20 protein-coding genes are annotated in these 20321 nt (G+C 60.3%); 10 read left to right on the forward strand and 10 right to left on the reverse strand.

Going from position 1 to position 20321, the window contains the following annotated elements; all coding sequences use genetic code 11:
• Positions 1-208: 208 nt before the first annotated feature.
• Together J2J98_RS29510 and J2J98_RS29515 are read right to left on the reverse strand one after the other, a co-directional pair.
• A complete protein-coding gene (locus J2J98_RS29510) occupies positions 209-1393 on the reverse strand; it encodes a sialidase family protein (protein ID WP_207604271.1) in 1185 nt (394 codons plus the stop codon).
• 9 nt (positions 1394-1402) lie between these two features.
• On the reverse strand, positions 1403-2308 hold the full coding sequence (locus tag J2J98_RS29515; protein ID WP_138395897.1) for a dihydrodipicolinate synthase family protein: 906 nt from the start codon (positions 2306-2308) through the stop codon (positions 1403-1405).
• Between the two features lie 276 nt (positions 2309-2584).
• Here J2J98_RS29515 and J2J98_RS29520 point away from each other — a divergent pair, with 276 nt between their 5' ends.
• From J2J98_RS29520 to J2J98_RS29550, 7 genes are all read left to right on the forward strand, one after another.
• Positions 2585-4219 carry an ABC transporter substrate-binding protein gene (locus tag J2J98_RS29520; RefSeq protein ID WP_207604272.1) on the forward strand — a complete coding sequence of 545 codons (1635 nt, stop codon included), beginning with the start codon at positions 2585-2587 and terminating at the stop codon, positions 4217-4219.
• A gap of 135 nt (positions 4220-4354) precedes the next feature.
• A complete protein-coding gene (locus tag J2J98_RS29525) occupies positions 4355-5311 on the forward strand; it encodes an ABC transporter permease (RefSeq protein WP_207604273.1) in 957 nt (318 codons plus the stop codon).
• A gap of 2 nt (positions 5312-5313) precedes the next feature.
• The gene (locus J2J98_RS29530; protein WP_138395900.1) at positions 5314-6273 is read left to right on the forward strand and encodes an ABC transporter permease; all 960 of its coding nucleotides are present in this window, start codon (positions 5314-5316) and stop codon (positions 6271-6273) included.
• Entirely contained in the window at positions 6273-7277 is a 1005-nt protein-coding gene (locus J2J98_RS29535; protein WP_375337118.1) for an ABC transporter ATP-binding protein, read from the forward strand. Before J2J98_RS29530 ends, J2J98_RS29535 begins: the two co-directional genes overlap by 1 nt.
• Positions 7277-8269: an ABC transporter ATP-binding protein gene (locus tag J2J98_RS29540; RefSeq protein WP_064712026.1), complete on the forward strand. Its 993-nt coding sequence runs from the start codon at positions 7277-7279 to the stop codon at positions 8267-8269. Before J2J98_RS29535 ends, J2J98_RS29540 begins: the two co-directional genes overlap by 1 nt.
• Positions 8266-9330 (forward strand): four-carbon acid sugar kinase family protein, encoded by a 1065-nt coding sequence (locus tag J2J98_RS29545; RefSeq protein ID WP_207604275.1) that lies wholly within the window; start codon positions 8266-8268, stop codon positions 9328-9330. The genes J2J98_RS29540 and J2J98_RS29545 overlap by 4 nt, the downstream gene beginning before the upstream one ends.
• A 21-nt stretch (positions 9331-9351) precedes the next feature.
• Complete coding sequence (locus J2J98_RS29550; protein WP_064709973.1) at positions 9352-10116, forward strand: FadR/GntR family transcriptional regulator; 765 nt, start codon at positions 9352-9354, stop codon at positions 10114-10116.
• A 52-nt stretch (positions 10117-10168) separates the two neighbouring features.
• On the opposite strand, the gene J2J98_RS29555 is transcribed toward J2J98_RS29550, so the two are convergent.
• The 4 genes from J2J98_RS29555 to J2J98_RS29570 form a co-directional block, all read right to left on the reverse strand.
• Complete coding sequence (locus J2J98_RS29555) at positions 10169-11953, reverse strand: thiamine pyrophosphate-requiring protein (RefSeq protein WP_207604276.1); 1785 nt, start codon at positions 11951-11953, stop codon at positions 10169-10171.
• Positions 11954-12047: 94 nt separating this feature from the next.
• Positions 12048-12455: a DUF2934 domain-containing protein gene (locus J2J98_RS29560; RefSeq protein WP_207604277.1), complete on the reverse strand. Its 408-nt coding sequence runs from the start codon at positions 12453-12455 to the stop codon at positions 12048-12050.
• A gap of 51 nt (positions 12456-12506) precedes the next feature.
• On the reverse strand, positions 12507-13034 hold the full coding sequence (locus J2J98_RS29565; RefSeq protein WP_138395905.1) for a DUF4142 domain-containing protein: 528 nt from the start codon (positions 13032-13034) through the stop codon (positions 12507-12509).
• Between the two features lie 97 nt (positions 13035-13131).
• Positions 13132-15114: a protein-L-isoaspartate(D-aspartate) O-methyltransferase gene (locus tag J2J98_RS29570; RefSeq protein ID WP_207604278.1), complete on the reverse strand. Its 1983-nt coding sequence runs from the start codon at positions 15112-15114 to the stop codon at positions 13132-13134.
• Positions 15115-15636: 522 nt separating this feature from the next.
• On the opposite strand from J2J98_RS29570, the gene J2J98_RS29575 reads away from it, so the two are divergent.
• Together J2J98_RS29575 and J2J98_RS29580 are read left to right on the forward strand one after the other, a co-directional pair.
• The gene (locus J2J98_RS29575) at positions 15637-15882 is read left to right on the forward strand and encodes a hypothetical protein (RefSeq protein ID WP_064709969.1); all 246 of its coding nucleotides are present in this window, start codon (positions 15637-15639) and stop codon (positions 15880-15882) included.
• Between the two features lie 32 nt (positions 15883-15914).
• A complete protein-coding gene (locus J2J98_RS29580) occupies positions 15915-16178 on the forward strand; it encodes a hypothetical protein (protein WP_064712032.1) in 264 nt (87 codons plus the stop codon).
• A 70-nt stretch (positions 16179-16248) separates the two neighbouring features.
• On the opposite strand, the gene J2J98_RS29585 is transcribed toward J2J98_RS29580, so the two are convergent.
• Together J2J98_RS29585 and J2J98_RS29590 are read right to left on the reverse strand one after the other, a co-directional pair.
• Positions 16249-17049 (reverse strand): SDR family NAD(P)-dependent oxidoreductase, encoded by an 801-nt coding sequence (locus J2J98_RS29585; RefSeq protein WP_207604290.1) that lies wholly within the window; start codon positions 17047-17049, stop codon positions 16249-16251.
• Between the two features lie 11 nt (positions 17050-17060).
• Positions 17061-18230 carry a zinc-dependent alcohol dehydrogenase gene (locus J2J98_RS29590; protein ID WP_207604279.1) on the reverse strand — a complete coding sequence of 390 codons (1170 nt, stop codon included), beginning with the start codon at positions 18228-18230 and terminating at the stop codon, positions 17061-17063.
• Positions 18231-18487: 257 nt separating this feature from the next.
• On the opposite strand from J2J98_RS29590, the gene J2J98_RS29595 reads away from it, so the two are divergent.
• Entirely contained in the window at positions 18488-18694 is a 207-nt protein-coding gene (locus J2J98_RS29595; RefSeq protein WP_207604280.1) for a hypothetical protein, read from the forward strand.
• Positions 18695-18711: 17 nt separating this feature from the next.
• Here the strand turns inward: J2J98_RS29595 and J2J98_RS29600 are convergent, their stop codons facing one another.
• Entirely contained in the window at positions 18712-19434 is a 723-nt protein-coding gene (locus J2J98_RS29600) for a metallophosphoesterase family protein (protein WP_064709964.1), read from the reverse strand.
• 10 nt (positions 19435-19444) lie between these two features.
• Positions 19445-20251 (reverse strand): nucleotidyltransferase family protein, encoded by an 807-nt coding sequence (locus J2J98_RS29605; protein WP_064709963.1) that lies wholly within the window; start codon positions 20249-20251, stop codon positions 19445-19447.
• Positions 20252-20321: the final 70 nt, after the last annotated feature.

Consider the following 20321-nt stretch of genomic DNA (forward strand, 5'->3'; position numbering starts at 1 on the left):
ACGATTTACATTTGTTACGCCGCCGATAGCGAGACCCAGCCTTGGTCTTTCCTGCTTGACGAACAGGTCCGTCGCAACGTACCGGTGCTTTCGCAAACTGCTCGGCGCGCTTACCAACCCACCTTGCGAAGGGTTCGTCCGAGGTCCGCACGGAAGCGCCGATTTCGCAGACCGCCGCTTGCCACACTTCTCCCTATTGCACTGCGCTCTATGCAATGGACCCCAATGGAAGACGGACATATTTGATGGCGCGCCGGTAATAGGTATAGGCGACGTGAAGCGCGCCGTCCGGCCCTTGGGTGATTGAGGGATAGGAGAATTCGCGGTTCAGCAGGTCTTTCGAGTTGTTGCTCAAACAGTATCCGTCGCCTGTGTCCAGGTCGAGCTTACGCTCGAAGTGCGCACCTTCATCGATGGACACTGCGAGGCTTAACGGCGCGCGCGGAACACCCCATACCGCTTTTCTGGCGGTTGCAACGGAAGTCTCCGAAACAGGCGCACCGGTAGCTTCCACCTCGTCATAAAGTGATTGGCGTCGGGCGTCATGGGAAGCAGCGCTGCTGTGGTTGTAAACCATCGCGATCCTTCGGTCTCGGAGATTTATGGCCTGGATCGAGGAATTGTTGTTGGGCAAATCGATCGGCTTTGGCGTGCTCCAGGTTTCGCCCTGATTTGTAGACAAAGAAGAGTGGATATTCTCCGCATAGCGATCACGGAAGAAGGCGACCATCCTGTCGTCTTCGAGCGGCACGATATTCATGTGAACCGCGCCCAGACTGTTGTCTATCTCTTTAGTCTGCCAAGTTTTTCCTCCATCGCCTGAGATCATAACGCCTGCCGTGTCCGCGTCGCCACTCCAGCGCCGACCGGGCAGGCTGCCGCAGCGAAAGATAGGAAGCAGCCATTCACCCTTACCATTGACCACAATCTGCTGGCGTACGAAGGTGCCAGGCAGGTCGCAAAGGATTGAGGGCGGAGCAAAACTCTTTCCGCCATCCTGCGAGACCCGGCATTTGACAACTGCGCCGTCCTGATCGCCAGATGTCTGGGAAGTATAGAGCAACCAGACCCGACCATCCGGCGCATTGAAAATCAAGGGATTCTGCTCGGACCTTGCCGGATCGTCAGACATCTTCTCCGGTTCGGTCCAGCGCTCTGCATCGGGTGCCAGCCGCGACATGTAAATCGAGATGTCGCCCATGCCTTCCATTGTACCGCCGAACCAGACGCACGTAAGCGTGCCATCGGCCAGAAAAGCGAGATTGGCAGCGTGGTTCTGAACGCAGGGGGAGGGTAGATAAGCATCAAAGCGGCCGGTCTGCGCGATATTTGCCCTAAGGACACCGTCCATCAGCGACGGAACTTCTTCGGGTTTTAGGCCTGTCGATTGCATGTTACCTCCTTAAGGCAGTTTTGCGTAACGGTCGGCGAGCGCCGCATATTCAGCATCATTGAGTGGTACGAGCGGCGGGCGTGTGCGCCGCCAACCGACGTTGCCGGTCTTCAGGCCGATCATGGCCTTGATCGTCGGGATTTGGACATAGGAGTTCGACAGGGTACGGAAGGCATTGATGCGTGCCTGCGCGGTCTCGACTTCTACGCTCCTTGTCGCGTCATGAACGTTGTCGTAAACGGTGCGCAGCGAATCGGCGACGAGGTTCGAGGTGGCGGTAACGCAACCGGCGCCGCCCGCCTTCAGCAGCGGCAGCAGCAGCGGATCTGCGCCGCAGAGTACAGAGAAGCCGGGGCAGGCTGCTACGATCGCCTGCATATTGTTGAAATCGCCTGCAGAATCCTTGATGCCGACGACTGTTTCCGGGAATGCTTCGACCAGCCGGCTGATAAGCGAAATGGAAAGTGGAACGCCCGAAACCTGCGGAATATGATAGAGTATCACCTGAAGCCTGCTATCGCCGATCTTCTCCAGAATCTGCGCATAGGCGGCGAAAAGCCCTTCGTCGGACACGCCCTTGTAGTAGGAGGGCGGTAGCATAACCACTCTGGAAACGCCGAGCGAAAGCGCATGCTTCGTCAGTTCGACTGTCTCGGGAATGGCGACGACGCCGGTGCCCGGCAAGAGCTTATCGGCGGAAATGCCGGCTTCAAGAGCCGCTTCGAGGATTGTGCGGCGTTCGGTGAGAGAGAAGGAGTTGGCTTCGCCTGTCGTTCCGAGCAGTGCCACTCCGTGGCATCCTTCTTCGATCAGCCGCTGGCAATGTTCAGTAAAGATTGCGAGATCGGGGCTGCCATCGGCGTTGAGAGGGGTGGCTGCGGCGCTGTAGACGCCTGTAATCTTGTAATTGTTCAAGACATCCTCCTCGTCGAACTGGGCCTTCCTGGCATGTTCCTCGCCCTTGTATTCATCTGAGTGTTGCCTGGTTGTCAATCTGACAAATTCTGCTTTTGCTTTGTTTATGCAGCAAGTGCCTGAATACAATAGATAAAAATTTTCGTTTCGTCGACATGGCGGCTTTATACAAGATTTTTCATTGACATGTTTACATTATGAAGTGATTGTCTGAGCTCTGCCGCGCAGCTTCGGGGAGGTCTTTCGAAAGGGCGCGCTATTTGCCAGGAGGAGCAAATGACATTTGGTAATGAGCAAGATTTTTCGCAGATTTCCCGTCGTAACGCGCTCAAGCTCGGGCTTGCGGCCGGCGTCGGCTTCTCGCTCTTCGGTGCGAGCGCTCGCATCGTCATGGCGCAGGACGGTCAGGTCCTGAAGGCTATCAACCCAGCCTTCGACCAGGATTGGTCGCCATTGCGCGGCGGCGGCAGAACCTTCCGTTGGAACTCGTTCTGGTGGGCGTCGCCAATGTATTTCGACGCCGAGGGCAAAATCCAACCCTACGTCTTCACGAGCTGGGACTCGCCGGACAAGAAGGTGTGGACGTTCAAAATCAACCCGAAGGCAGTTTTTTCCGATGGCAGCAAAATCACCTCGGCCGATGTCAAAGGCTCGTGGGAGGTTTGCACCATGCCCAGCACCAAAAACCAGCGCGTCGATCAGGTGTTGAGCAAGGTTGCCGGTTATAAGGAAGTCTCCGCCGGCTCCGCAAACGAGTTGACCGGCGTTTCGACGCCTGATGAATCCACTGTCGTCTGCACGCTGGCGGAAGCCGACCCCATCTTCTTCATGCGCCTTGCCAACCACATTGTGCCGATCACCAAAGCTGCCCAGTCGCGCGGCAACGATGGTGAGGAAGTGGCCGACTGGTACAAGGCTGACAATGGTGCCGTCTATTCCGGACCCTTTAAGCTGACCGCGCTCGATATCGACGCCGGCACGGTGACTTTCGAGCCCAACGAGAATTTCTTCGGGCCGAAGCCGAAGCTCGCCCGTGTTGAGATCAGCTCGATCGAAGACAATGTCACCGCGACCTCACTTATCGCATCCGGCGAATACAACGTTCATACCGAGCTCGTCACTTCGACGATCATTCAGGATCTCGGTCCGGAATTTTCTGCCGGTCCGATCATCCCAACCAGCCAGCATTTCTGGTTCAATACTTCTCGCGCACCGATGGACGATCCCAAGGTTCGCCAGGCCCTGATCATGGCGGTCGATCGCGACGGCCTGTTCAAGGCGTCTTATCCGGACGGTCCACACAAGAAGGCCGACCAGATCCTGAACTCGGTTCCGGGTGCCGACAATTCCGGCTTCGAGCCCTATCCTTATGACCCGGCGGCGGCCAAGAAGCTGCTTGCTGAATCAAGCTATGGCGGACCGGATCGTCTTCCCAAGCTTATGTTTGTCGGGATTTCGGGGCCGGCCATCCAGGCTGCTGCGCAGTTCATCGCCGAACAATGGCGACAGAACCTTGGCATAACGTCTGTCGACATGAAGCCACAGCAGGATGGCGGACCGAACCAGAACGCGGTGCAGATTTTGCGAGATGACGTCGGCACACGCGTTCCCGATGCCGCCTCCTATCTCACCGGCTGCATCGCCTCGACCTCGTCCCACGCCCAGAACAAACTCGGCAACTACAAGAACGATAAGGTAGACAGCCTGCTTGCAGAAGCTGCAACCAAGGCTGTCGACGATCCGGATCGCGTGAGGCTCGCGCAGGAAGCCCAGAAGGCGTTCCGCGACGATTGGGTGTTTATTCCGTGGTATTCTCAGGCCATGTCCCGCTGGGCGAGCAAGGAGGTCAAGGCCATGGAGAAGAACCTCGACTGGCAGGTCGTCGCTCCCTGGGACGTATCGATCGGCTGATTCGGAGTTTTAGCCAATTCTCGATAGCTCAAGCAACCGCGCGAAGGCCGCGAGGTCTTCGCGCAAGTTCAAGAAGGGTAAGCGCGATCCGCACAGCTTGCGGAAAACGCTCCTGATAAAAGGTGGGAGGTGGTCTTGCTACGTTATGTGCTCACGCGGTTTGCCATCTGGATTCCGTCCGTTCTGGTCGTGATGATGGCCGTTTACGCGATGGCTTTTTACGGTGCGGGCGATCCGATCAAACTGATCTTTCTTCGTGCGCCGGGCGACGTCGCTTATAATCCGGAGCGTATCGAAGCGATCCGAGAAAGTGCTGGCCTCAACAATCCTTTCATCGAACAGTTCGGCTATTACGTCTGGAACTTGCTGCACGGTCAGTTCGGCAACTCGCTGATGTCGGGCCGTTCCGTCTGGGCAATGGTTTCGGCCGCTGCACCCGTTTCCTTCAAGCTGGCGCTCTGTTCCATCATCCTGACGACTGTCGTTGCGATCCCGCTCGGCATGGTCGCTGCCCTGAACCAGAACAACCGCGTCGACTACACGATCACCGGTACCGCGCTTTTCCTCTGGGCGATCCCGGCCTATGTAGCTGGTCCGCTGCTGATGGTCGGTCTCATCGTGCTGCTGCCGATGATCAGGGTGCCCTATGGCTGGGGCGGCGTCTTTGACGTGCGTATCATTCTGCCACTGGTCGTGCTTTCCTTCCAGCCGATCGCGCTCATCGTGCGCCAGACGCGCGCCGCAGTCATCGAGGTGCTTTCGGAGGACTTCGTGCGGACGGCGCGGGCCAAGGGCGTTCCTGAGATAGTCGTGGCCTTGCGCCACATCCTGCGCCCGGTGCTGACGCCCGTTGTGACCCAGCTGGGTCTGATCATGATCGCCATTGTCAACGGGGCGATCTTCGTGGAGCTTGTTTTCGGTCTTCCAGGTCTCGGGCGCCTGACGGTGCAGGCACTCACCAATTCCGATTATCCTGTCATCCTGGCGATTACCCTGATCGGGTCGTTCCTTGTCATGGCATCGAACCTCCTGGTCGATGTGCTCTATCCGCTGCTTGATCCGCGCGCTAACGATGCAAGAAGGAGCCGCTGACCATGTCCGCCATCCCCCTCTCTCCCGTCGCACCTCAGGAAGAAGCGCCCGTCAGCCTGTGGCGTGACGCGTGGTACCGCCTGAAGCGCAACAAGCTTGCGATCTTCGGCCTGATCGTTGTTGCCATCCTCGCCTTGACCGCGATCTTCGGTCCTTACCTGACGCCCTACGACTATCTAACGCAGGATCTGCAGGCGAGAAACGCTGCTCCTTCGCTGCACCACCCGTTCGGCACCGACGATCTCGGCCGCGACGTCTTCAGTCGCATCGTCTTCGGTACGCGCACGGCCTTCCTCGTCGCAGTCATCGTCACCGTCATCGCGGTCTTCATCGGCACGGTGCTCGGCGCCGTCGCCGGCTTTTTCGGCAATCCTTTCGACCAGGTCATCATGTGGCTGACGGATGTGACGATGTCGGTTCCGAATCTACTTCTCGTCGTCGTCATCAATGCATCGCTGAAGACGCCCATCACTAGGTGGATGGAGGCGCAGTATCTTGCGACGCTCAACCCCTTCTACCGACAGACGATCTGGGTGGATTTCATCCTGGTCTTCGGATCGATGGCGCTGATCTCCTGGCCGCCCTATGCACGCCTCGTGCGCGCTCAGGTGCTGTCGATCCGCAGCCGTCCTTATATCACGGCCGCCCAGGCGCTCGGCCTATCGAACTGGATCATCATCAAGCGCTACGTCGTGCCGAATGCGATTGGACCTCTGATCGTCTCGGTCAGCGCCGGCCTCGGCACAGCGATGGTGCTGGAAAGCGCCTTCAGCTTCCTCGGTGTGGGCGTCAATCCCCCGACGCCAAGCTGGGGCAACATGATCTCGGACGGCCTGCGCGTCTGGCAGCATTATCCGCATCTTCTTGCCGCTCCGGCGGCGGTGCTCGGCCTCGCTTCGGTTGCCTTCAGCTTCCTCGGCGATGGCCTTAATGACGCACTCAATCCGCGAGGCGGCAAATGATGAACGCGACAAGCAATGAACGTCTGCTGGACGTGAAGGATCTTACCATCGAGATCGATTCGCGCCGCGGCCCCGCCGTCGTCGTCGATGGCATAGATCTCTACGTCAACAAGGGTGAAACGCTCGGCGTTGTCGGTGAATCCGGCTGCGGCAAGAGCCTGACCATGCTCAGTCTGATGCGGCTGCTGCCAAACAAGATCAAGGTGACCAAGGGCTCGGCCAAGTTTGATGGACGCGACTTGCGGAATATGTCGAACAGCGAGCTGCGCAAGGTGCGCGGCGGCGATATCGGTTTCGTCTTCCAGGACCCGATGACCTCGCTCAATCCGGTCATGCGTGTCGGCGACCAGATCTGCGAGCCGCTGATCTATCATCGCAAGATGAAAAAGGCCGAGGCCCGAGTCCGCGCTGTCGAACTCCTGCGGCTCGTCGGCATTCCCGGGCCCGAAGAGCGCCTACAGGCGTTTCCGCACGAGCTTTCCGGCGGAATGCGCCAGCGCGTGATGATCGCGATCGGCCTTGCCTGCAATCCCAAACTCCTCATCGCCGACGAGCCGACGACGGCGCTCGACGTTACCATTCAGGCCCAGATCGTCGATCTCGTGAAGGATCTGCGCGCCAAACTCGGCATGTCGGTCGTCTGGATCACCCATGATCTGGCGCTGATCGCCGGCCTCGTCGACCGCGTCGCCGTGCTCTATGCCGGTACGGTCGTCGAGGACGCGCCCGTCGACGAACTCTACGCCCGCCCGAGCCATCCCTATACGCGGGGTCTGCTGTCCTCGATCCCGAAATTGTCGGATCCGCCGGCAAGCCGGCTGAGCTCGATCGGGGGCACGCCGCCGGAGCCCGGCCGCCGGCCGAAGGGCTGCCCCTTTGCGCCGCGCTGCCCGCTCGCTGAGACGATCTGTCACGAGAAGGTGCCGAGGCTCGAACCTTTGAGCGGCAGCAGCAAACATCGCGCCGCCTGTTTCGTCGTCCAGAGAATGCAGGAGGCCGCGTGATGACTGCTCAACCGCTGCTCAGGGTCGAAAACCTGGTCAAGCATTTCCACGTCAAGCTCGGTGCTTTCGGCGAACGCTCGGCGACTGTCTATGCGCTCGACAACGTCGATCTCGACATCATGGAAGGCGAGACGCTGAGCCTCGTCGGCGAATCCGGCTGCGGCAAATCGACGACAGGCTTCACCATCCTCAACCTCTACAAGGCGACCAGTGGCAAGGTCGTCTACAAGGGCCAGGATCTGGCAAGCCTCGACGAGAAGCAGATGCGGCCCTTCCGCCGCGACCTGCAGATCGTCTTCCAGGATCCTTATTCGACGCTCAATCCGCGCATGACCGTGGGCGAAGCGATCGGCGAGCCGATCCTCTTTCATAAGCTCTGCACCAAGGCCGAGCTGAAGGAGAGGGTGGCGACGCTGCTCACGGACGTCGGTCTGCCAAAGCAATTTGCCCAGCGCTATCCGCACGAACTTTCCGGCGGCCAGCGGCAGCGCGTCGTCATTGCGCGTGCGCTCGCCTGTCAGCCGAAATTCATCGTCTGCGACGAGGCGATCTCCGCGCTCGACGTGTCGATCCAGGCGCAGATCATCAACCTCCTGCTCGATCTGCAGGAAAAATACGGGCTGACCTACCTCTTCATCGCCCATGATCTAGCGGTCGTGCGCCATATCAGCACCCGCGTCGGCGTCATGTACCTCGGGCGGCTTGCCGAACTCGCGACCCGCGAGGAGCTCTTCGACAACCCGCTGCATCCCTACACCAAGGCGCTGCTGTCGGCCGTTCCGGAGACCGATCCGGAACTCGAGCGCACCCGTCAGCGCCAGATCCTGCAGGGCGACGTGCCGAGCCCGCTGAACCCGCCGTCGGGCTGCCGTTTCCACACCCGCTGCCCGATCGCCATGGATGTCTGCAGCAGGGTTATTCCCGCCTGGAAGGAGGCCCGGCCCGGCCACCTCGTCGCCTGCCACGCCGTCAACCCGGGCCAGATCGCATGACACTGCAGGCCGCGATCATCGCCGACGATCTGACGGGCGCGCTGGATACCGGCACGCCCTTCGTCGCGGCCGGCCTTTCGGTCGCTGTCGCCGTCGATGTCGGGGCAGCGCAGGATGCGGTCGCCACCGGCTGTGAGGTCGTCGTCATCAACACCGCCTCTCGTGCCCTTGGTGCGCGCGAAGCCGCCGAAAGGGTGCGATCGGTGGCCAAGGTGTTTCGCGACATGAAGCCGGCAGTCGTCATGAAGAAGATCGACTCCCGGCTGAAGGGCAATGTCGCGGCGGAAAGCCTGGCGCTCGCGGATGTGTTCGGTCTGAAGAATATCCTTGTGGCGCCCGCCATTCCCGATCAGGAGCGCCTGACCTACCGGGGCTGTGTCGTTGGCCGAGGGATCAACAAGCCGCTGCCAGTTGCCGATCTGTTCGAGGGCCTCGCGGACAATGTCGTCGTTGCCGATGCCGAGGACGATGCTGATCTCGATCAGATCGTCGAGGGTCATGTCTGGCTGACGACGCTCGGCGTCGGTGCGCGCGGCCTCGGTGCGGCATTCGCCCGGCAGCTCGGCGGAAGCGGGCGACGGCCGACAACGGAATTTACCGCCACTCCGCGCACGCTGTTCGCCTTCGGCTCGCGCGATCCGATCACGGCCGTCCAGATGAACCGGCTCGAAGCCTCGGGCGCCTTGCGCATGGTAGTGGATGCGCCGATGGGGCAGATCGAATGCGGGGAGGGCTTGGCGCTGCCGGTGCTGTTGCGCTGCACCGGCAATATGACGGCGGATGCGGCACTTGTTGCCCGTGATTTTGCGGCGGGCGTCAAAACGCTGATCGACGATACGAGGCCCGAGATGCTGATGCTTGGCGGCGGCGATACGGCGCTTGCAGTTTTCCAGGCGCTTGATGTGAGGGTGCTCACGCCACAGGGCGAGATCGAGGCCGGCATTCCGTGGTTCGATGTCATGGCCGCCGATGGGCGGCATTTTCGGTGTGCCGTCAAGTCGGGGGGCTTCGGCAAGCCCGATAGTTTGTTAAAACTGGTTCTTCGGAATCAGGCGGCATGAGATACCGTCGGGGAGAATGACGTGGTTGAAGCGAATGGCGAATCTTTGAACGCGGAAGCCGGCCCGCCGGGCAAGCCCGAGCGCGGCAAGGCCGTCAAGCTGGTCGATCGTGTTTTCGACCAGCTGCTCGAGCGGATCCGCGGCGGAAACTATCCGCCGGATTCACGTCTTCCCGGCGAACATGAACTTGCCTCGATGCTCGGAGTTTCCCGACCGATCGTGCGCGACGCGCTGGGGCGTCTGCGCGATCAAGGCATCGTCTACGCCCGGCAGGGGGCCGGCACCTTCGTCAGCGCCCATGGATCGCCGACAGCACAGCTTGCCTATTCGCCTGTTAAAACCATTGCCGATATTCAGCGCTGCTACGAATTCCGCCTGACCATCGAACCGGCGGCCGCTTATTTCGCCGCAAAGCGCCGCAATGAGCAGGCGATCCAGAAGATCGCCAGCGCCCTTGCCGACCTGCGCGAGGCGACCAGCCATCAGCTGCACCGCACCGACGCCGACTTCATCTTCCATCGCGCCGTGACCGAGGCTGCCAACAACCACTATTACACAGCCTCCATCGATGCGCTGAAGGCGCATATCGCCGTCGGCATGCATCTCCATGGCCTTTCCCTGCTCGGCCCGCGCCAAGGGTTGGAACAGGTCTATGAGGAGCATAACGCCATCTACAAGGCGATCGCCGATGGCCGGGCTGATGATGCACAACGGTTGATGAAGGCACATCTCGAAGGCTCCCGCGACCGTCTGTTCGAGGGCAGGGTGCTGGATCTTTCCTTCTGAGACGCCTTCGGGGCTGACTAAACAATTCGTACCGGTGAGACAATCTCGCCAGCTACCGCCGCGAGAGGATGCCGGCAAAGAGCTGGCGGAAGGTACCGGCAATGACGCCCCCCTCATGCGGGTCCCCCGTCATCAAGGCCGAGGTGAGGTTCCGCATCTGCTCGAAGGTGATGTGCGGCGGCAGAGGCGGCACTTCGGGGTCGGTCTTCACCTCGAGGATGACGGGGCATTCGGCCGTCAGGGCTTCTTCCCACGCGGCGCCGAGCCTATCCGGATGGTCGACGAAAATGCCGCGCAACCCGATGAGCTCGGCGAACTTGTGGTAGGCTACGTCGGGAATGGACTGCGACGCCTGGAATTTCGGATCGCCCTCCATCACCCGCTGCTCCCACGTCACCTGGTTCAGATCCTGATTGTTGAAGACGCAAATGACGAAAGTCGGATCGGCCCAGTCCTTCCAGTATTTGGCAACGGTGATCATCTCGGCGAGATTGTTCATCTGCATGGCCCCGTCGCCGACCAGGCCGACAACGGGGCGATCGGGATGAGCGAATTTCGCTGCGATCGCATAGGGGACGGCAGCTCCCATCGATGCGAGTCCGCCGGAGAGCGATGCCTTCACGCCGCGGCGCATCTTCAGGTCCCGGGCATACCAATTCGCGCAGGAGCCGGAATCGCAGGTGACGACGGCGTTTGTCGGCAGCCGCGGCGAAAGTTCGCTGACCACACGCTGCGGATTGATCGGGTTGGCGTCGACGTTGGCGCGCTCGTCCAGGGTCTTCCACCAGGCGGCGACGTCTTTCTGGATCGTTTGCCGCCAGCTGCGGTCCGGATTTTCCTGCAACAGGGGCAGCAGCGCCCGCAGCGTTTCGGCCGCATCGCCGGTCAGGTTGAGTTCCATGGGATAGCGCAGCGACAGCATATCGGGATTGATGTCGATCTGCACGCCGCGCGCCCGGCCTTCCTCCGGCAGGAATTCGGAATAGGGAAAACCGGAGCCGATCATCAGCAGGGTGTCGCAGTCCCGCATGAGGTTCCATGACGGTTCTGTCCCGAGAAGGCCGATCGAACCCGTCACCCACGGCAGGTCGTCCGGCAGCGCGGCCTTGCCGAGCAGGGCTTTGGCAGCGCCCGCCTGGAGGCGGTCTGCAACGGCAATGACCTCGTCCGTGGCGTTGAGCGCGCCGGCACCGACAAGGATCGCCACTTTCTTTCCGGCGTTCAGAATATCGGCCGCAGCCTGAAGATCGTCTCCGTGCGGAAAAACCCTTGGCGGCCGGTAACCTGGGCCTGAATGCACGGTGCCGTGCTTTCGCGCAGGCTCCTCATAGGGCATTTCCTGCAGGTCATTCGGCAGAATGATCGCTGTCACCGTCCGGTTCGCGAGTGCGATGCGAACCGCGCGGTCGATCAGATGGCGCACCTGCGCCGGAGCCGAAGCCTGCTGCACGAAATCGCTCGCGACATCCTTGAAAAGGGCGGCAAGATCGAGCTCCTGCTGGTAATGTCCGCCGAGCGCACGGCGCGCCTGCTGGCCGACGATGGCGAGAACAGGCTGATGGTCCATTCGAGCGTCGTAGAGACCGGTGATCAGATGGGTGGCGCCAGGTCCCGACGTTGCGATGCAGACGCCGAGTTCGCCTGAGAACTTCGCATAGGCGGCTGCCATGAAAGCCGCCATTTCCTCGTGTCGTGCCTGGATGAACTCCATCTTGTCGGATGCGCGATGGAGCGCCCCGAAGACGCCGTTGATGCCGTCTCCGGGATAGCCGAACATACGCCGCACACCCCATTCGCCAAGCCGTGCCACAAGGAAATCGCCGACAGTTCTCGCCATGGATCAGTTCTCCTGGGACGTGTGGGATCAGCTGAAGCAGATCTGATCAAGCCGCAGTTTCGGTGCCGGACCTATCGATGCGGCCCGGTCTGCTTCAGCTGGGTGTTTGATACCTGAGGCGACCCCAGGAAGGATCCCATTCGACGTCCTCGACAAGTTCGACGAAGACCGGCCGGCCGCTGTTGCCTCTATGGGATTCTGCCAGCTTGAATGCCGCTTCGGGTTCCATTTCTTCGCCGGGGAATACCGTGTCGTCCACGTCGGTTTCCGCGACCTTGCGGACATATCCCCGGATCTGGTCGCCCGATCGATAGAGTTTGATGATCAGCGACCCCGCGGGCGCGGTGTCTGGGGAATATCGGCAGTATTCCCGACCGCCTTGCGCCGGGTCGATCGTGTCGTCACCCGCTCGATACCAATGTGCAAGGTCCTGACCTTCCGGGCGTCCCTCGCTTTCCCAAATACGGTAGGCGCGGATCCTTCTTGTCTCGTCATCGATCATGCTTGCCTCCCGGCGGGCCTCATGATCACCTTGACCATGCGGTCTGGCCGTTCACTTGTTGAGCTCTTCGGCCATCTGGAGATGATGTTCCAGAGCGGGGCGCGTGCTTGCAGCCCATGCCTTCAATTCGGGATTGTCCCCTTCGTCGCCATAGCGCTTGAAGAGATCGACCGCGTCCTCATGGGCAGATTCCTGGTCGGAGCGATATTGCTTGTTGAAATCGGCTCCTTGCAGGCTGTTCAGCTTGTCGAGCATACTCTGCTGATCCGACGTCATGGCGCTCGGAAGCGCTGCCTTGACCTTGCCGCCGGAAACCAATGCCTTCAGTTCCTCGCTGGTCTTCTGATGGTCGGTTAGCATCTGCTGCGCAAAGGCCTTCGTCGCATCGTCGCCACGCTCGATCGCAAGCTTGCTGGAGGCGATTTCGAACATGTCGCTTGCGGCTGCTTCCTTGACGAAATCTTCCGTTTTCGGCGGCACGCCGATCAGGGAATTGACCCCTGTCTTTTCGGCAGCCGATTGCGCGAAGGCCGGGACGGCAAGCGCGAGTGCGAGCGAGGCGATAACAAAGCGTTTCATAAGGATCTCCTGGGTTGATGATCGCTAAACTTGCGGACCGGCGCAGAGTTCCCGCCTTATCGCGTCGATGGTGATCGCGGCTCGATCGGCGAAGGCTCTACAACCCGAAGGGAAAAGTTTCCTGATCCGATGTTCCGGGCTCCGGCGCCGTGAGCGGTGAAAGCGGCCGGGTTTCATCAAACCAGAGAAATGCATCATATTGCCGCGACAGCGATGTCGACATGTAATGGCTCATCCGTTCCGTCTCCGGCCGGTAGATGACGCCGATGAACCGCTGAAGCCGCTGTTCGACCAGGCTTGCATGCAATTCCTCATCGGCCGCGAGGTCGAGGAGAAATCGCGGCTTTCCGGAATCGTGACAGAGACGCTCGTAGCTCTGCGGCAGTGATGGATTGACTTGCTTCTTCTCGGCCTGTCCGTCCCAGTCGCTTGCCGCAATCACCTCGCCGGAATGGGTTCCCAGTCCGATAAGGCTGGTCAGTCCATCGAAACGCTGCCGGCACAGCTGGCCAAGGTTCAGCTCGTCGCGGGCGGTTGCCATATCGGTGTAGCGGGCATCGCCAATATGCGAGTTATGCGCCCAAATGATGACCTTCGCAGTCGGACCGTGAAAGTCGAGGAGATGCTCGACTGTATCCGCCATGTAGGTGTCGCGCAGATTCCACGCATGAGAACCGCCGTAATACATGACCCGGTAATACCGCTCGGCTGCGGCAAGCAACCGTGCCGACTGGGCGGCGTCCAGGAAATCGTGACCATCCGAGGCGGCGTCGTCCAGGGATCGCGAAAGCAGCTCCGTGCATTGCTTCAGCACCGCCTCCTCGCATGATCGATAGGCATCGGTAAGCACGGCCCGGCCGTAGGTCGCAGGATCGCTCTGCCAGGGGCTGAGGCAGCCATAGCGCTCCCTGGCAATCCTGGCGGTTTCCGGGCTGACATTTTCGAGATAGTTGAGAACCGAGCGGATCGATCCCGACATGTTGTAGAGATCCAGGCCGTAGAACCGGATCGGGTCGTCGCGCAAAGCCTTGCGACGTTCGTTATCCCCCTTCAGCCAGCCGAGGAATTGCGAAAATTCTCGGTTCCTCCACATCCACCTGGGAAAGCGGCTGAACGGCTGATCGCCTTTTGACGCCTGGCCATTTATCCAGCGGTCGACCGCCGCGGCGTCCGGCCAATCCGCTTCGACCGCCACCATGTTGAACCCATGATGTTCGATCAGGTAACGGCTGATGGCTGCGCGTGCCTCGTAGAATTCGGCCGTGCCATGGGTGGATTCACCAAGCAGAACGATGCGGCTTTCGCCAAACCGATCGAAAAGGGCGGCAAAGCTCCGGTCGTCGACCGAGGGAAATTCTTCCGCCACGGCCGCGATGAGTTTGCAAGGTGTTTCCTCCATACTCGATGAGGGGGCCGTCGCCGTATACATCGGATGTGCGGCAGTCCAGGCATCTTCGCCGATCAGAGGGACGAAAAAGACGCCGCCGAGATCTTCCTCCTCGAAGGTGGTCGCCCCGGTGCGCGTGATGCGTTTCAGGCGTTGCTCGTCACCGCGGCCCACCGGGATGATAAGCCGCCCGCCGAGATCCAGCTGCTCCTTCAAGGCGACCGGGACCTCGGGTGCGCCCGCCGAAACGACGATGGCATCGAAAGGAGCGGCTTTGGCCCAGCCCTTGCTGCCGTCGCCGACCCGGACGTCGATGTTGCGGTATCCGAGCTTCTCGAATCGCTCCCGGGCCTGAAGCGCCAGCCTTTCATGCCGTTCGATGGAATAGACGTGTCTTGCGATCCGGCTGATGAGGGCCGAGGCGTAGCCGGAGCCGGTTCCGACCTCCAGGACTTTGTCGCCCGCGTCCAGATCGGCCTTTTCGATCATCAGGGCGACGATGAAAGGCTGCGAGATTGTCTGACCCTCGCCAATCGATAGCGGCGCATCCTCGTAGGCGAATTCCTCGAAGCCGGGGTCGACGAATTTTTCGCGCGGCACCATCCTCATCGCCCTGGTGACGCTTCGATCGCGAATGCCGCGACGCACGACATGATGTTCCACCATGTGGTCTCGGATACGGGTCATATCCATGGGGTCACCTCCACTCACGAGGAGAACAGCTGAAAGCAGGTGGTTGTTCCCACGGCAATGGGGCGGTCGCCCGTTAGGGCTCACGCTGGTTTGCCGGCATTGGCTTGCTGGGCAACCGGACTGCCGAGCCCGTCAGCGCGGCATTGATTTCCTGCGCGCGTCTGAGATGATCGCGCACGGTTGGCGGCATCGACGCCGCCAGATTTGCATCTCGGCGTCTTCGCCGGGGGAGATTTCTCCCTCTCCTCCGCTCGCAGCCGGCATCCCAACCGTACGCAAGGTCAAATGTTCCGCACGAATTTCCTAATCGCGTTCTTTCTCGACCGGTATGTCTTACCGCCGATCCTCTCGGCTCAGGGGCAAATCTGGTCAAGCTCGGAGGGCCTCATCTGACGGGGGCGACGGTTCCCTGGCTATTATACCGGGAAGAGCAGGAGGCGGTGTGATCGCTCTTTTGCCCGGTCTGTCGGTGGAACTTAGTATGAGAAGCGAAGTTGGACAGGCATCAGCAAAGAGGCGCCAGTGTCCACCAACCCACTTATCAGCGAACCGGTCGAAGATTTCGTCTCTCGCCTTGAGGCGATGACTGACGACGAATTGTTCGTGATCATGAATGATCTGGAAAAAGCGAGCGAGACTGCCAAAGGCGGCGCAGCAGAGGAGATTCTTGCCCGGATCGCTTTGACCGAAAGCGAGATCGAGCGGCGTTATCCCGGCCGATTGCTCGCACCCTATCGCGACTGGAAGCAAAGACAACCGCTCCTGTAAGCGCTCGCGATATCATGTGAAAGGAAGCTTCGATGAGCAGTTCTGAGACAACGACGGATCACAAGAAAATCCGCAAATGGGCGGAGGAAAGGGACGGCAGGCCGGCGGCTATCCGGACCCGCGGCAAGGGCGGCGTTCTCCGGATCGACTTCGGAGAAAAGGAAGAGGAATTCGACGAGATCGACTGGGACGAATTCTTCAAGATCTTCGACGAAAACAAGCTCGCCTTTCTCTATCAGGACAAGACCAAGGACGGAAAGACGAGCCGCTTCAATAAATTCGTAGAGCGTGATTGAGCGCTCGACCTCATCCCCTCGACCGCTGCCGTAATCACGGCGGCGATCGGCCGTTTAGGGACACTCTTGTCTATTTTGTTCCTGAGCCGGGCTTTGCAATCTTTGCATGCTGGCGGGCGAGCACGCTTGCCGGCGTGACGTTGGCAACGGCTGCCTGCAGTTTGTTCTTCCAGCCGCTGACGACATCGCCTTCGCCATCCATCATCGCGTCATAGCCTATGCGCGCGACTTCGCCGGCGTCGTCCTTCTCCGCCTGGCCGATCGCCGTATCCACAAGACCGGCTCGTCTGAAGAATTCGGTTTCCGTCGCCCCCGGCATGAGGCAGCTGACGGTGACCCCGGAATCCTTCAGCTCTTCGCGCAAGGCGAAGGAGAAGCTGTTGATGAAGGCCTTGGTACCGTTATAGACGGCCTGGTAGGAGCCCGGCATGAATCCGGCGATCGAGCCTGTCAGCAGGATGCGGCCCGCGCCGCGGCTGCGCATCTGGTTGCCGATCTGATGGATCAGATAGATCGTTCCGGTGATGTTGGTATCGACGACTTTGCGTGCCTCGTTGAAATTACGGTCGAGGAAAGCTTCGCCGATGCCGCGGCCGGCATTGGCCATCAGCAGATCGACCGAACGGCCGCTGGCGGTGATGCGCTCGGTCAGACGATCGACACCTTCGAGCGTCGATAGGTCGGCTTCGACAGCATCGACGGAAGTGCCGAACTCCTTGAGATTCGCGGCTGCCTGATTGATGCGCTCCTCGTCGGCGGCAATGATGAGATCATAGCCGTCCTCGGCCGCGCACTTCGCCAGCTCGTAGCCGATGCCGGTGGAAGCGCCGGTGACGACGGCCAGGCCCTTGCCTGGTTCATGATGAGCCATCATGTTTCTCCTTAAGGTTTGAGAACGACCTTGATGCATCCGTCCTGCTTGTCGCGAAATGTCTTGTAGAGAGCCGGACCGTCGTCCAGCGAGCCGCGATGGGTGATGACGAAGGAGGGGTCGATGTCGCCCTTTTCAATACGCTCCATCAGGATCGGCAAATAATGTTGAACCGGCGTCTGGGCCATCTTGAAAGTCAGGCCCCGGTTGATTGCCGAACCCATCGGGATCTTGTCGAGAAAACCGCCATAGACGCCGACGATCGAGACCGTGCCGAAGTTGCGGCAGCAGTGGATGGCCTGACGCAGCACATGCGGCCTGTCCGTTCCCATGAACAAGGCGACCTTGATGCGGTCGAGGCGCGAATCCCAGCTGGCAGCCGCCTCGGCTTCGGTTCCGACGGCGTCGATGCAGGCATCCGCACCGCGACCGTCAGTCAGTTCCATGATCTGGTCGTAGACGTCCTTGTCCATGAAATCGAGGGTGATGGCGCCGGCCGCCTGCGCGAGCGCCATCCGTTCGGGCACCGCATCGATGGCGATCACCCGTTCGGCGCCAAGCAGGAAGGCCGAGCGTATCGCCATCTGGCCGACCGGGCCGCAGCCCCAGATCGCAATCGTATCGCCGGGCTGGATGTTGCAGAAATCGGCCGCCATATAGCCGGTCGGAAAAATATCGGAGAGGAAGAGCACCTGTTCGTCGGAAAGTCCGGCCGGCACCTTGATCGGCCCGACATCGGCATAGGGCACGCGCAGATATTCCGCCTGTCCGCCGGCATAGCCGCCGAGCAGATGCGAGTAGCCGAACAGGCCCGCAGGCGAATTGCCCCAGAGTTTCGCGACCTTCGCTCGATCGGGATTGGAACGCTCGCAGCCGGAATAGAAGCCCCGCTTGCAGAAGAAGCATTCGCCGCAGGAAATGGTGAAGGGCACGACGACCCGGTCGCCGACCTTGAGATTGGTATTGTCCTTGCCGACCTCCACCACTTCGCCCATGGTCTCATGACCCATGACGTCGCCGCTGTGCATCTCCGGCATGACGCCGTCATAGAGATGCAGATCCGATCCGCAGATCGCGCACGCCGTGACCTTTATGATGGCATCGCGCCCGTCCTCGATCTGCGGATCGGGAACGCTGTCACAGCGGATGTCATGCTTGCCGTGCCACGTCAGAGCTTTCACGATGGTTCTCCCTTGCCGGTCGCCAGCCCATCGGCCCGAAGAATCGGAATCGATTTTCGGTAAGCCCGATGCGCAGGTTCAAGATGTTAGATCGAACGCCCGAAAGGACGCGCAGCGCTCTAATGGCGCTTCAACCTCGGCTTCGGAGAAATGTTCCCAGCGATGCAGGGCTTTTCATCATGGCGGATTCTTCGGGGGAACCCGGGACTATGCAGTGAGTTCACTCAAAAGGGTCGCAACGTTTTAAGGAGAAAATCATGACCTCCCCCAAACATGCCAAGACCAGGAAGCCAAGCGATAGAGACCTTACCGACGACCCGGGCATCAGCCGTTCGCGTGGTATCGTTTCGCCGCCGGATGACGAAGCGATGCGGGCCGAAAACACCATCGAAGGCGATACAGCCAACGATGCGACGCCCCAAGGCGGCGTGGATCCACGTCACCGGGGACGCACCAATAAATAGTCGTGACACTCGGCCTATCAGAGTTCGAGCAACGCGTAAGTTTTGCCGGTGGGCTTCTCTATATGGGCCGCGACATTGTAGACAGGGGCGCCGCCCGGCGTCCGGCCCTGATAGGATCCCCGATGGGCATGACCATGTACGACCGCACTCACGCGGAAGCGGTCGATTGTTTCCGCCAGCCGTGAAGAGCCGAGAAACGGGTAAATTTCCAGGGGCTCGCCGGCCACTGTTTCGGCGATCGGCGCGTAGTGCAGCACGACGAGGGAGCGATCGGATCGGACCTGGCGCATCGCGTTTTCCAGGCGCATCGACTCCTCGACGCTTTCTGCGACCATCGCCTTGATCGCCGGCTCGCCGAAGGAGCCGAGCATATGGCGCCCGAAGCCGCCGGCAAAGCCCTTGACGCCGACGAAGCCGACGCCGGCGACCTCGGCCGCCTGGCCGTTGAGCAACTTCACACCGGCATCCGTCAGGACCCGGCAGACGTCATCGACCTGCCCGCTCTCGTGATCATGGTTTCCGAGGACGGCGACTGTCGGTACCGTGCAATGGCGCAGATCGCTCGCAAGCAGTTCGGCTTCCCTGGGTTTGCCGAGATCGGTGAGGTCGCCAGCGATGACGAGAACGTCGGCCACGGAGGAAACCTCCGCGAACAGATCCTTGTAGGACTTGGCGCCGTCCTCCGTCACATGAAGATCGGCCACCGCCGCAACTCTCACGCTCTTTCGCTGGTCATCCATTGAGCTTCTCCTAATCTCCTCGCAGTTCACCTTCGCCGCCGACATCGGCAAAACCCCATTCCTTCACGTCGATTTCGAAATCGACACGGGAATACATCCGGCCGCGGCATATTTTCATTTGCGGAAGCGGCAACTCCTGCTGCGCTTTGAGCCGGTCCAGAAGCTCTTCGAGCAGCCACTGCGGAATCTTGTCTCGCTCGGTCGGGTAGATCCACCTGAAATTGAGGAGATGGATAAGAAGGACCTCCCAGTGAACTTCGAGATAACCCAGCAACTTCCGCCAATCGATGGAGTCATGTGCCTTCAGAATGATGTGTGCGATATCGGCGCCGTCATAGCGGTGGCGCAGTTGGACAAAGCATTTCGACCAGACCAGCTCGGTTGGGCTGACGATCCTGACCGTGTGGCCGCACATCTTGACCCTGCGCGCATCCTCGAACCAGTCGTCCCCGACCGGCATCGTTCCGTTGGAAGAGGCAAAGATGACATCGAAGAAATGGTTGCCCTTCAAGACCTTTCCGAGCCAGCGCTCGTCTTCGACTTCGACCGTGTAACCCTTCGATTTGAAATGGCCGAGGATGCGCGCGTAGTCGCCCGCTTTGCAAAAAATGTCGAAATCCTTCGTCTGGCGGGAAATGCCTGTATACGCGCAGACAGCGTAGGTGCCGGCGACCAGGAACGGGATCTGCGATCCGACGAGTTCTCGGACGACTTGGGTCACGAACGGCTCGGCGTCTGGATCGATGAGCTCCGGAACCGCCTTCACTTTCATGAGCGTATTGTTGTTCTTATGTCTTTCGGCACTTTCAGCGGTCATCGTCGATCCCAGTAATTGATACGCAAAGCAACACCTGGATGGCTTCTATGTTCCGCCGCGCCCGTCCGAG

Origin of the sequence: Rhizobium bangladeshense, assembly GCF_017357245.1 — a bacterium.
In the GTDB taxonomy this organism is placed as follows: Bacteria; Pseudomonadota; Alphaproteobacteria; order Rhizobiales; family Rhizobiaceae; genus Rhizobium; species Rhizobium bangladeshense.